Raw genomic sequence first — 13,213 nt, forward strand, 5'->3', positions numbered from 1 at the left:
CAGAGAGTTGTTATTGTGAATATTCCCAGTATGAGTGTCGAAATTTTTTGCATATTTATATTTTCATCCGTGTTTCTGTTTCTGGCACGCAAGGTGGCAAAAATTATCGGCCTTGTTGATAAGCCGAATTACCGCAAGCGTCACCATGGATTAATCCCTCTGGTAGGTGGTATCTCTGTCTTTTTTGGCGTTTGCTTTGCTTTTGCTATAACAAAAGAATTTATACCTCATAAATGGTTATATCTGGCTTGTGCGGGAATATTGGTTTTTGTCGGCGCGTTAGATGACCGTTTTGATATCAGTGTGAAAATTCGGGCAGCAATTCAGGCACTGGTTGGGATCAGCATGATGTATTTTGCTGATCTCAAAATTGAAAGTTTGGGCAGTGCTTTTGGCCCATGGGAAATGACATTGGGCCCATTCAGCTACGTTGTTACTCTGTTTGCTGTCTGGGCTGCCATTAACGCCTTTAACATGGTCGATGGGATTGATGGCTTGTTGGGAGGTCTGTCCAGTGTTTCTTTCGGGGCATTGGGAATTTTGCTATATGCAAACGGTAATACGGCACTGGCATTCTGGTGTTTTGCGTTTATCGCGGGGATATTACCGTATATTTTTCTCAATCTGGGGCTACTCGGGAAGCGCTTCAAAGTATTTATGGGAGATGCGGGAAGCACTCTGATCGGCTTTACCATTATCTGGTTGCTGACCGAAACGACTCAGGGCGAACACAGTTCGGTTAATCCAGTGACTGCATTGTGGATTATCGCGATCCCATTAATGGATATGGTTGCCATTATGTATCGCCGACTGCGCAAGGGCATGAGTCCGTTTTCGCCCGATCGCCAGCATATTCACCACTTGATCATGCGTGCGGGTTTCACTTCCCGTCAGGCATTTATCTTAATTACTGTGGCCGCTGCTTTATTGGCATCGATAGGGATCATTGGTGAACAACTGAGTTTTGTGCCCGAGTGGGTCATGTTGGCATTGTTTTTGCTTGCATTTATGTTGTATGGCTATTGCATCAAACGAGCATGGCGGGTGGCCCGTTTTATTAAACGGTGCAAGCGTCGTATGCGCCGGGCAGTCAGCCATCACTAAAAACATTTGACTTATCAAAGAGGTTTTGGGCAGTGATAAACTCAGAAACGAAATCTAAGCAGGATCAATCTGTTATAGAGCATGAGTTGGATATTCGTGCACTGTGTCATGCTCTGTGGCGCGGAAAGATATGGATTATCGCACTGGCAATGATTTTCGCTGCCGTTGCTTTAGGTACATCGTACCTGATGCAGCAGAAATGGAGCGCAACCGCGATTGTGGATTTACCGACGACCAATGATCTGGGGAGTTATTATTCACAACAACAATTTCTGCGCAACCTGGATACCCACATCAATGCCTCTCCAGAGGCACAACTGCCGACTATTTCAGATGGTGCATACAAAGAATTCATCACACAGGTGGTGGCGTATGATACCCGCCGCGAATTCTGGCTTCAGTCTGATTATTACAAACAGTACAGGGAAGGTAATGAGAAAGCAGATGCGGTATTGCTGGAAGAGTTAATTAATACGATTCAAGTGTTACGGCGTGATGATAAAAAATTACCGAATGAAGTCATAAAATTGACGGCAGAAACGGCAGTGAATGCCAATCAGTTCCTGCGAGAGTATATGGCGTTTGCTAATCAACGTGCGAGTACTCACCTGAACAATGAGATTAAAGGTGCGTGGGCAACCCGTATCCAGTCGATGAAAGCGCTGGTCAAGCGTCAGGAAATGGTCGCCAAGGCGATGTACAGCCGCAAATTGAATGTCTTGCAGCAATCATTGAAAATAGCTGAAAAACAAGGCATCAACCGTAATCAAACAGACACTCCCATTGAAGAATTACCTGAATCCCAGATGTTTATGATGGGGGCGCCATTACTGCAATCACAAATTGAAACCTTGGAAGTCACTGGGCCTAATTACAGCATCGATTATGATCAAAACATAGCGATGTTGGCTACATTGAATGTTGGCCCGACTCTGCAAAATACTTTCCAGACCTACCGTTACCTCAGAACCCCTGAGGTGCCTGTCAACCGAGACACCCCCCGCCGTGTATTCATGATGATTATGTGGGGAGCTATTGGTCTGTTAGTTGGAGCTGGAGTCGCGCTGACAAGGCGTTCGCACACATAAAATCAGCTCAAATAAGTTTTATTCAGGGAAATATAAATTAATGACTGTTTCCGATGGTCTGTATTCTACATACACATACACATACACATACACATACACATACACATACACATACATCGGAAGCAGGGATAGAAATGGCGGTAAAGAACGCCCTTTCCTGGAAGCATCAGTAATGATTGACAAAATAAGAGAGCCACTGTGAAAGTGTTGACTGTGTTTGGTACTCGGCCGGAAGCTATCAAAATGGCTCCTTTGGTACACGCATTGGCCAAGGATGCTGCCTTTGACGCAAAAGTGTGTGTGACTGCACAGCATCGGGAGATGTTGGATCAGGTACTGCATTTGTTTGAGATCACGCCAGATTTTGACCTCAATATCATGAAAAAAGGGCAGGATCTCACGGATATCACGTGTCGTATTCTTGAAGGCATGAAGCCAGTATTAGAAGAGTTCAAACCAGATGTAGTGTTGGTGCATGGTGATACCGCGACTACAATGGCGACCAGCTTGGCCGCTTTCTATCAGCGCATTCCGGTAGGCCATATTGAAGCGGGCTTGAGAACCGGCGATCTTTACTCCCCGTGGCCGGAGGAGGCCAACCGTAAAATCGCAGGTCATCTGGCGATGTATCATTTTGCACCGACAGAAAACTCTCAAAATAACCTCTTGAAAGAATCCATTGCCGGAAGCTCTATTTTTGTGACGGGCAATACGGTTATTGACGCTCTGCTGTGGGTACGTGATCGCATTGTGAGTGATGACGCGCTGAGTGGTCAGCTTGCTAAACTTTACCCCTTTATTGACCCGAATAAAAAAATGATTCTGGTGACAGGTCACCGCCGTGAGAGCTTTGGGGGTGGGTTTGAGCGTATTTGTGAAGCGTTGGCACAGGTAGCCAGAGCGCACCCTGAAGTTCAGGTCGTTTATCCTGTTCACTTGAACCCGAATGTGAGTGAGCCTGTTAAACGTATTCTGCATGACATTGATAACGTTATTCTCATTAATCCACAGGACTATCTGCCATTTGTCTACTTAATGAATCATGCCTACATGATTCTGACAGACTCTGGTGGTATTCAGGAAGAAGCCCCTTCTCTAGGTAAACCCGTTCTGGTCATGCGCGACACCACGGAGCGGCCAGAAGCCGTTGATGCGGGTACAGTGCGGCTGGTGGGAACAAAAACGCAGACCATCGTTGAGGAAGTCACGCGCCTATTAACGGATGACATCGCTTATCAGCAAATGAGCCGCGCTCATAACCCTTATGGTGATGGTCAGGCTTGCCAGCGAATTCTTGAAGCATTGAGGAAAAATCAGGTGACATTATGAGCTTTGAAACAATTTCTGTGATCGGCCTTGGTTATATCGGTTTGCCAACTGCTGCGGCATTCGCTTCCCGCAAAAAAAACGTCATCGGTGTGGATGTCAACCAACATGCGGTAGAGACAATTAACCGTGGTGCGATTCATATTGTTGAACCTGATCTGGACAAAGTGGTGAAAACCGCTGTTGAAGGCGGTTACCTGAAGGCCGTGACTTGTCCGCAGCCTGCGGATGCTTTCCTGATTGCAGTACCAACGCCGTTTAAGGGCGAGCATGAGCCTGACATGGCCTATGTGCGTTCTGCGGCAGAATCGATAGCGCCAGTTTTGAAAAAAGGGGATTTGATCATTTTGGAATCCACTTCTCCTGTTGGTGCGACCGAACAGATGGCAGAATGGCTAGCAGCGGCACGTCCTGAGCTCTCATTCCCACAGCAGGCAGGCGAAAATGCAGACATTGATATCGCGTACTGTCCTGAGCGTGTTTTACCGGGTCAAGTCATGGTGGAATTGATCAAGAACGATCGCGTAGTGGGCGGCATGACACTAAAATCGTCCCGTAGGGCGAGCGAGCTGTACAAAATTTTCCTTGAAGGCGAGTGCGTTGTCACTAATGCCAAAACGGCAGAAATGTGCAAATTGACTGAAAACAGTTTCCGTGATGTCAATATTGCCTTTGCCAACGAACTTTCCCTGATCTGTGCCGAACAGGGGATCAATGTCTGGGAACTAATCAGTCTGGCAAACCGCCATCCACGCGTCAATATCCTGCAACCCGGCCCTGGCGTAGGCGGGCACTGTATCGCGGTAGATCCGTGGTTTATCGTATCCCAGAACCCGGCACAATCTCGCTTGATTCATACCGCGCGTCTGGTTAATGATGGCAAGCCGCTTTGGGTGGTTGACCAAGTGAAAGCCGCAGTCGCGGACTGTCTGGTGGAGAGTGGTAAACGGGCGGATGAAATTAAAATAGCCTGTTTTGGTCTGGCTTTTAAACCAAACATTGATGACTTACGGGAAAGCCCGGCTGTTTATATCACGAAGATGGTGGCACAGTGGCATGTTGGTCAAACTGTAGCGGTTGAACCGAATGTTCATCAATTGCCTAATTCGCTGAAAGATCGTGTGGAATTAGTTGATATACAACAAGCATTGAATGAAGCTGACGTTGTTTTGATGCTGGTGGATCACAGCCAGTTCAAGGCAATTGCCGGCAGAGAAATAAAACAAAAATGGGTTGTTGATACAAAAGGAGTTTGGCGTTGAAACGTATTCTGATTACGGGTGGTGCAGGTTTCATTGGTTCTGCTGTTGTTCGCCATATTATCAATCATACCGAAGACAGCGTTGTTGTGGTTGATAGTTTGACTTATGCGGGTAATCTTGAGTCACTGTCATCGGTGGTTGATCATCCACGCTATGCCTTTGAGCAGGTTGATATCTGCCAGCGTGATGCATTAGATCGTGTATTTCAGCAGTATCAACCGGATGCCGTCATGCACCTTGCGGCCGAAAGTCATGTGGATCGCTCCATTGATGGGCCTGCTGCCTTTATCGAAACCAATATCATTGGTACCTATGTTTTGCTGGAAGCATCCCGCGCATTCTGGCAGCAACTGGATCAGGAAAAGCAGGCTGCATTCCGTTTCCATCACATTTCAACCGATGAAGTGTATGGCGATTTGCATGGCGACGAGGGTTTCTTCACAGAAAATACGCCTTATGCACCAAGTAGCCCTTATTCCGCGTCGAAAGCATCCAGTGACCATTTAGTCAGGGCCTGGCGTCGTACTTATGGCTTACCGACCGTGATCACCAACTGTTCGAATAACTATGGTCCTTATCACTTTCCGGAAAAATTGATCCCTCTGATCATCTTGAATGCATTGGCAGGAAAGCCATTGCCTGTCTATGGCAAAGGAGAGCAGATCCGTGACTGGTTGTATGTGGAAGACCACGCGCGCGCGCTGCATCTCGTCGCTACCACGGCAGAACCGGGTGAAACTTATAACATTGGTGGTCATAACGAGCGCAGAAATATTGATGTCGTAGAGACCATCTGTGAACTGCTGGAAGAGCTGCGTCCTATAAAACCCGCAGGTATTGTCTGTTACCGTGACCTGATTACTCATGTGGCTGATCGTCCGGGGCATGATATGCGTTATGCCATTGATGCGGCGAAAATTGAGCGCGAATTGGGCTGGACTCCGCAGGAAACCTTCGAATCCGGTATTCGCAAGACCGTGCAATGGTATCTGGAGAATGAGAATTGGTGGCGGAGAGTTCAGGACGGTTCTTATGCGGGTGAACGTCTTGGTCTGGCGAATGAATAAACCTGTCTGGGGGATAGTATGAAAGGAATTATACTCGCGGGAGGCTCCGGCACCCGTCTGTATCCAATAACACGCGGCGTCTCAAAGCAGTTATTGCCCATTTATGATAAGCCGATGATCTACTATCCACTGTCAGTCTTAATGCTGGCAGGGATACGCGATATCCTGATTATTTCCACGCCGGAAGACTTGCCTGCTTTCAAACGCTTATTAGGCAGTGGTGAACAGTTTGGTATTCGCCTGAGCTATGCCGTGCAGCCTTCTCCCGATGGTTTGGCACAGGCATTTATCATTGGTGAAGAATTCATTGGCAATGATGCCTGCTGTCTGGTGCTCGGAGATAATATCTACTTTGGTCAGGCGTTTAGTCCGAAACTGCAAAGTGTCGTTGCCCGTCAGACTGGAGCAACGGTATTCGGTTACCAAGTGATGGATCCTGAACGGTTTGGTGTCGTGGAGTTTGATGAGCAATACCGCGTACTCTCGATTGAGGAAAAACCAGCCCAGCCGAAATCAAACTGGGCAGTCACCGGGCTCTATTTCTACGACAACAAAGTGGTGGATTTAGCTAAACAAGTGAAGCCTTCTGTCCGTGGTGAGCTGGAAATCACCAGTATTAACCAGATGTATCTGGAATGCGGCGAATTGAACGTTGAACTATTGGGACGCGGGTTTGCGTGGCTGGATACCGGCACCCATGACAGCCTGATTGAAGCCAGTACTTTTGTGCAGACCGTCGAAAAACGACAGGGATTCAAAATTGCCTGTCTAGAAGAGATCGCATGGCGTCACGGTTGGTTGAATGATGAACAGTTAAAAGCCGCTGCTGCCAACTTGGCAAAAACGGGTTACGGTAAATATCTGATGGACTTGCTCCATGTCTATTCGCGCTAATATTGAATCACTGGCATGGGATAGCCAATTTTTCGGTTTGCCCACTGCCCGTTTGAACTTTTCACTGCAGGCATCAGTGCTGACGACGGCTCAGTTAGATGAGTATGCACTGGTGCAGGCGAAAGTCCCTGCCCAGCAGATGGACACCATTGACGGTTTATCTGCCTTGGGGTTTTCATTGGTGGAAGGTGAAGCAGATTTTTTGCTGCCGGTGGATTCTGGCGCGATGCGTTGTAGGAATGCGACCGGAATTCAGTCGAAACAAGCGCTGATTTCCGCAACACCGCAGGATATACCTGTATTGACGGCAGCAGCAGCCAGTGTATTCAAGGCCAGCCGCTTTCGGGCACCTTGGTATCAGCCTGATGATAGCGGCCGGTTTTATGCGGCTTGGGTTGAAAAAGCAGTTTTGGGTACTTTTGACCATGAATGCTTGCTCGTCAACGATGAGTACGGTCAAATTATCGGCTTTGTCACCCTGAGAGATATCGGTAGCCATGAAGCCCGTATTGGCTTACTGGCAGCCCTTCCGGGCAATTATCACCGGGGCATTGGTAAAAAATTAATGTCGGCGGCGCAGCGGTGGTGTGAAAACCACCAGATACAGCGGCTGAGAGTGGCAACACAAATCAGCAACATCACTGCCTTGCGTCTTTATACACGTAGTGGTGCAACCATTGAGAGCACCGCATATTGGTTATACAGAGGATGAGATGATTCCATTTAACAAACCACCAGTAGTCGGCACGGAACTGGAATATATGCAACAGGCGATGGGCAGTGGCAAATTATGCGGCGATGGCCACTTCACTAAACGCTGTGAAGAATGGATGGAGCAGCATTTTAACTGTCTGAAGGTGTTGCTGACGCCCTCTTGTACAGCAGCATTGGAAATGGCGGCCATTTTGTTGAATATCCAGCCGGGTGATGAAATCATCATGCCGAGCTACACCTTTGTTTCGACCTCCAACGCCTTCGTCCTGCGTGGTGCAACCATCGTTTTCGTGGATATCCGCCCAGACACGATGAATATGGATGAAACCAAGATTGAAGCAGCCATTACAGACAAAACCCGTGCCATTGCGCCAGTGCATTATGCGGGTGTTGCCTGTGAAATGGATGTCATCATGGCGCTGGCGGAAAAATATAACCTGTATGTGGTGGAAGATGCCGCCCAAGGCGTGATGTCCACCTATAAAGGCCGCGCACTCGGTACTATTGGCCATATCGGTTGTTTCAGCTTCCACGAAACCAAGAACTACTCTTCCGGCGGTGAAGGTGGTGCGATATTAATCAACGATGAATCGATGATTGCCCGTGCCGAAATTATTCGTGAAAAAGGAACCAACCGTAGCCAATTCTTCCGTGGACAGGTGGATAAATACACGTGGCGTGATATTGGCTCCAGTTATTTGCTGTCTGATCTGCAAGCTGCATACCTTTGGGGGCAGCTGGAAATTGCTGAGAATATCAACCAGCGCCGCTTATCCCTGTGGGATAACTATTATCAGGCCTTGCAGCCATTCGCAGAAGCGGGACATCTGACCTTGCCAGTTGTGCCGGAGGGTCTGGAACATAATGCTCATATGTTCTACATCAAACTAAAAGGTGTCGAGGAGCGCGGCGCATTCAACCGCTACATGCAAGAAGCAAATATTCTGACAGTGTTCCATTACGTAGCATTGCATACGAGTCCGGCTGGCGAAAAATGTGGTCGTTTCCATGGAGAAGATCGTTTTACGACCAGCGATAGTGAGCGGTTGGTGCGTTTGCCAATGTTTTACAACATTACTGATGAAGAGCAGCAGGTAGTTATCAACCGTATCAAGGAATTTTTTGCCTGATATGTCACTTGCTAAAGCTTCTGTATGGACGGCGGGTTCCACACTAATCAAAATCGGTGTGGGGCTGCTGGTCATTAAACTTCTGGCGGTGTCCTTCGGCCCAGCGGGTGTTGGGCAGGCGGGCAACTTTCGCCAACTGATTACCGTACTGGGCGTGCTGTCTGGTGCGGGGATTTTTAACGGTGTCACCAAATATGTAGCGGAACACCATCAGCAGCCGGAAAAACTCAGGGCGATACTGGGTACTTCGTCTTCGATTATTCTGGGGTTTTCCACCCTGTTGGCGGTTATTTTTCTCTTGTTCACTGACGCCATCAGTATCGGCCTGTTTGGTCACAATAACTACAAAACAGTTGTACAGGCGCTCGCATTTATCCAAATGGGTATTGCTTACGCCAACTATTTTCTGGCCATCCTAAAAGGTTTCAGGGATGCTCAGGGCAACGCACTGTCGATTATTCTGGGTAGCCTGACAGGAATGATTGCCTATGGCCTCTGTTATTGGCTGGGAGGCTATGAAGGCGCGCTAGCGGGCTTGGCTTTGGTACCGGCTTTGGTGGTTCTGCCAGCGGGGTTGATGATCCTGCGCAGTAAGGTGATTACGTTTTCAGCATTAAAGCCCATGTGGGATCGCGTGATTGCCAGCCATCTGGGGAAATTCACGCTGATGGCGCTTCTGACTTCTATGACGCTACCAGTGGCTTATATCATGATGCGAAATCTGATGGCAGAGCGTTATAGCTGGGAGGAAGTCGGAATCTGGCAGGGTGTGAGCAGCATTTCGGATGCCTATTTGCAGTTTATCACCGCCTCTTTCACCGTCTATTTGTTGCCGACACTTTCCCGATTGGAAAGTAAGCAAGAAATTACTGGCGAAATCGTCAAGGCGCTGAAGTTTGTGTTACCTGCCGTTGCCGCAGCCAGCTTTTCAGTTTGGCTGTTGCGTGATTTTGTGATTTGGCTGCTGTTTTCAGATAAATTCACCGCGATGCGGGATCTATTCGCATGGCAGCTGGTGGGCGACGTTTTGAAAGTTGGCGCTTATGTTTTTGGTTATCTGGTGATAGCGAAAGCGGCGCTGCGTTTTTATGTACTGACTGAAATCAGTCAATTTCTGCTGCTGACAGGCTTCTCTCATTGGCTGATACCCGAAAATGGAGCGTTGGGGGCGGCGCAGTCATACATGGCAACTTACATTATTTATTTCATCCTTTGTTGTAGTGTATTTATTATTTATCGCAGGCGAGCATGACAACCCTAATTCACGTCTTGGGATCGGATATTCCACATCACAATCAAACGTTATTGCGTTTCTTTAATGACGTCTTGGCTCAGGAAATGATTTTTCCAGCTAAACCGTGTTTTATGGTGGTGTCCAAAGACCACACATGGCTATCTAATTACCCGGCCTTGGCGATCACGGTTTATGGCAGCAAAGCTGCTTTGGCACGGGCTGTGATAGAGAAAGCGCAGGCAGACAGAAAGACCCGTTTCTTTTTCCACGGCCAGTTCAATGCGGCTTTGTGGCTGGCTTTACTGGTTGGCAAAATCAAACGCCATCAATTCTGGTGGCACGCTTGGGGGGCTGACTTATATGAAGACTCCCGCCAGCTAAAATTCCGTTTGTTCTATCAGCTTCGTCGTTTGGCACAGAAACGGGTAGGGCAGGTTTTTGCCACGCATGGTGATCTCCAGTATTTTAGCCAGTCCAACCCCAATGTACCGTCAACACTGCTCTATTTTCCAACGCGTATGGAGCCATCACTAACCGTAACGGAAAAGACATGCCCGTCAGAGGGGATCACCATTCTGCTGGGGAATTCCGGTGATCAATCTAACCGCCATATTGAAGCGTTAAACAAGATTCACGGTCAATTTGGTGATGAAGCACGAGTGATTATGCCAATGGGTTATCCCGGCGATAATCAAGCCTATGTACAATGTGTGGAGCAAACCGCATTGTCGCTGTTTCGGGCGGAAAACGTCCATATTTTGAAAAATAAAATGGCTTTTGACGACTATCTGTCATTGCTGCGTCAATGCGATTTAGGCTATTTCATTTTCAATCGCCAGCAGGGAGTCGGAACTCTTTGCCTGTTAATTCAATTTGGTATTCCGTTTGTCCTGAGCCGTCAGAATCCATTCTGGCACGATCTGACAGAACAGCAGATCCCCGTACTGTTTGATGGAGATGAACTGAATAAACACTGGGTGCAGGAAGCACAGCGTCAAATGCTGTCCCTCGATAAAAAGGCGATTGCCTTTTTTGATCCCAATTTCATTGAAGGGTGGAAAGCCGCCCTGTCGGCTGCATTGGGAGAGTATTAATGACTTTGACGCAATTCAGCGGGTTATTTGTTGTTTACGTGATCTCGCTGTTCTTTATCCTAACCCTGACATATCAAGAGTTCCGGCGCGTTCGCTTTAACTTTAATATCTTTTTTTCACTGCTTTATTTGCTGACATTCTATTTTGGCTTTCCGTTGACCTGTATGTTGGTGTTCCATTTTGAGGTGCAGATAGTCCCTGTAGACTCATTGTTGTACGCGATGCTGGCTTCTGGCTGTTTTTATGCTATTTATTATGTCAGTTATAAAACACGTCTCAGTTATAAGACGCCAGCCCGTAAGACAGCCTCGTTTAGCACACCATCTTCTGTCGTGTCTCGCCGGCCGCTGTTCACCATGAATCGGGTGGAAACTAACCTGACGTGGCTGTTGTTGGCCAGCATTGCTATCTTTACAGTTGGCTCGTTCTTTATGCAGAACGGCTTCTTGCTGTTTAAGCTACAGTCGTATAGCCAGATATTTTCCAATCAAGTTTCCGGCGTGGCACTCAAGCGGTTTTTCTACTTTTTTATTCCTGCCATGCTGGTGGTGTTTTTCCTGAAACCCACTAAAACCCGCTGGTTGTGCTTTTTGGTGGCGACAGTCGGGTTTGGCATACTGACTTATGTGATAGTTGGGGGAACACGGGCTAACATTATTCTGGCTTTTGCATTATTTCTGTTTATTGGAATTGTCCGTGGCTGGATCACTTTGTGGATGCTACTTTTGGCGGGTGTCATCGGGATCGTCGGCATGTTCTGGCTGGCATTGAAACGTTATGGGCTTGATGTGAGCGGTTCGGAAGCATTTTATACTTTCCTGTACCTGACGAGGGATACCTTTTCTCCGTGGGAAAACCTCGCTTTGCTGCTGGATAATTACGGCAAAATTGATTTTCAGGGACTGGCGCCGATTGCCCGTGATTTCTATGTTTTTATTCCAAGTTGGATGTGGCCGGACAGACCTAATCTGATATTGAACACGGCAAATTACTTTACGTGGGATGTGCTGGATAATCACTCTGGTCTGGCGATCTCTCCAACCTTGATAGGCTCATTGGTGGTAATGGGCGGCGTATTTTTTATCCCCTTTGGCGCGATTGTTGTCGGATTGATTATCAAATGGTTTGACTGGGTCTATGAAGCGGGAAAACAGGAAGTTAATCGCTATAAGGCAGCAATTTTGCAGGCTTTCTGTTTTGGGGCGATTTTTAACATCATTGTCCTTGCCCGTGAAGGAATGGATTCTTTTGTTTCTCGAGTGGTGTTTTTTTGCCTCATTTTTGGTTTGTGTCTGGTGGTCGCAAAATTGTTTTATTGGTTGTTTGAAAGCGTGGGGCTGGTTCGAAAATTTGTCATCAGTAATGTGCCTGCGTCGCAGAAAATATCCACTATTGCGGATGTTAAGGAAGAAAAATGACACTGAATAACATTCCAAAATACCGTATCCGTGGCCTCAGTCTCTGGGGCTTTCGTGGAATGTCGCATTTCCTCGATCATCTTTTTCAGGATGGGCAGGTAAAAACAGGTACATTGGTTGCGATTAATGCAGAAAAAGTCCTCACTGCGGAAAAAGACAATGCGCTGAACATATTGCTGGATGAGGCTGAATACTTATATGCCGATGGCATTAGTATCGTGCGCGCCATTCGCCGCAAATATCCCGATGCGCAGGTGTCCCGCATTGCGGGGGCGGATTTATGGGAAGCTTTGATGGAACGGGCAGGTCAGGAAGGTACGCCGGTATTTCTGGTGGGTGGAAAACCTGATGTTCTGGCGCAGACAGAAAACAAACTGCGTAGTCAGTGGAACGTTAATATTGTCGGCAGTCAGGACGGTTATTTTACCCAGGAAGGGCGTGATGCGGTGTTTGAGCGTATCCATGCCAGTGGTGCCGCCATTGTCTCGGTAGCCATGGGATCGCCTAAACAGGAAATTTTCATGCGTGATTGCCGTAAAGTGTACTCTGGCGCACTGTATATGGGCGTAGGAGGAACGTATGATGTCTTTACCGGACATGTCAAACGTGCACCGAAAATTTGGCAAAATTTGGGATTGGAGTGGCTTTATCGTCTGTTATCGCAGCCAAGCCGCATCCGGAGGCAAATCAAGCTATTGAAATTTCTGGGCTATTATTACGGTGGTAAGCTGTAAACCCGTTATTTAGCTACCCACTGTATCAACATCAGTGATTAGGATGGATATCGTGGGTTTGACCTGCCTCGCTAATTTCTTTTCATTCCATACATCCATTGTGTCTGTTATTCACTATGCATAATGAAACAGGCTTTGACTCGATTTT

12 protein-coding genes are annotated in these 13,213 nt (G+C 47.5%); all 12 read left to right on the forward strand.

Features of this window, described 5'->3' with window-relative positions:
* Positions 1–15 precede the first annotated feature (15 nt).
* The gene (gene wecA / locus NXS07_RS07170) at positions 16–1,104 is read left to right on the forward strand and encodes a UDP-N-acetylglucosamine--undecaprenyl-phosphate N-acetylglucosaminephosphotransferase (protein WP_258086456.1); all 1,089 of its coding nucleotides are present in this window, start codon (positions 16–18) and stop codon (positions 1,102–1,104) included.
* A gap of 32 nt (positions 1,105–1,136) precedes the next feature.
* Complete coding sequence (gene wzzE, locus NXS07_RS07175) at positions 1,137–2,192, forward strand: ECA polysaccharide chain length modulation protein (protein ID WP_038221387.1); 1,056 nt, start codon at positions 1,137–1,139, stop codon at positions 2,190–2,192.
* 198 nt (positions 2,193–2,390) lie between these two features.
* The gene (wecB, locus tag NXS07_RS07180; RefSeq protein WP_038221386.1) at positions 2,391–3,521 is read left to right on the forward strand and encodes a non-hydrolyzing UDP-N-acetylglucosamine 2-epimerase; all 1,131 of its coding nucleotides are present in this window, start codon (positions 2,391–2,393) and stop codon (positions 3,519–3,521) included.
* Entirely contained in the window at positions 3,518–4,780 is a 1,263-nt protein-coding gene (wecC, locus tag NXS07_RS07185) for a UDP-N-acetyl-D-mannosamine dehydrogenase (protein ID WP_046337705.1), read from the forward strand. The genes wecB and wecC overlap by 4 nt, the downstream gene beginning before the upstream one ends.
* The gene (gene rffG / locus NXS07_RS07190) at positions 4,777–5,847 is read left to right on the forward strand and encodes a dTDP-glucose 4,6-dehydratase (protein WP_038221384.1); all 1,071 of its coding nucleotides are present in this window, start codon (positions 4,777–4,779) and stop codon (positions 5,845–5,847) included. The genes wecC and rffG overlap by 4 nt, the downstream gene beginning before the upstream one ends.
* Before the next feature lie 18 nt (positions 5,848–5,865).
* Positions 5,866–6,741 carry a glucose-1-phosphate thymidylyltransferase RfbA gene (gene rfbA / locus NXS07_RS07195; protein ID WP_038207804.1) on the forward strand — a complete coding sequence of 292 codons (876 nt, stop codon included), beginning with the start codon at positions 5,866–5,868 and terminating at the stop codon, positions 6,739–6,741.
* Entirely contained in the window at positions 6,725–7,453 is a 729-nt protein-coding gene (rffC, locus tag NXS07_RS07200) for a dTDP-4-amino-4,6-dideoxy-D-galactose acyltransferase (protein WP_038207803.1), read from the forward strand. Before rfbA ends, rffC begins: the two co-directional genes overlap by 17 nt.
* Before the next feature lies 1 nt (position 7,454).
* Complete coding sequence (gene rffA, locus NXS07_RS07205) at positions 7,455–8,585, forward strand: dTDP-4-amino-4,6-dideoxygalactose transaminase (RefSeq protein WP_038192761.1); 1,131 nt, start codon at positions 7,455–7,457, stop codon at positions 8,583–8,585.
* A 1-nt stretch (position 8,586) separates the two neighbouring features.
* Complete coding sequence (wzxE, locus tag NXS07_RS07210; RefSeq protein WP_038207801.1) at positions 8,587–9,837, forward strand: lipid III flippase WzxE; 1,251 nt, start codon at positions 8,587–8,589, stop codon at positions 9,835–9,837.
* Positions 9,834–10,913: a TDP-N-acetylfucosamine:lipid II N-acetylfucosaminyltransferase gene (locus NXS07_RS07215; protein ID WP_038214028.1), complete on the forward strand. Its 1,080-nt coding sequence runs from the start codon at positions 9,834–9,836 to the stop codon at positions 10,911–10,913. The genes wzxE and NXS07_RS07215 overlap by 4 nt, the downstream gene beginning before the upstream one ends.
* Positions 10,913–12,331, forward strand: a complete 1,419-nt coding sequence (gene wzyE, locus NXS07_RS07220; RefSeq protein WP_258086457.1) for an ECA oligosaccharide polymerase — start codon at positions 10,913–10,915, stop codon at positions 12,329–12,331. Before NXS07_RS07215 ends, wzyE begins: the two co-directional genes overlap by 1 nt.
* Complete coding sequence (wecG, locus tag NXS07_RS07225) at positions 12,328–13,065, forward strand: lipopolysaccharide N-acetylmannosaminouronosyltransferase (protein WP_038214031.1); 738 nt, start codon at positions 12,328–12,330, stop codon at positions 13,063–13,065. Before wzyE ends, wecG begins: the two co-directional genes overlap by 4 nt.
* Positions 13,066–13,213: the final 148 nt, after the last annotated feature.

The organism is Xenorhabdus bovienii, assembly GCF_024721015.1.
Classification (GTDB): Bacteria; Pseudomonadota; Gammaproteobacteria; order Enterobacterales; family Enterobacteriaceae; genus Xenorhabdus; species Xenorhabdus bovienii.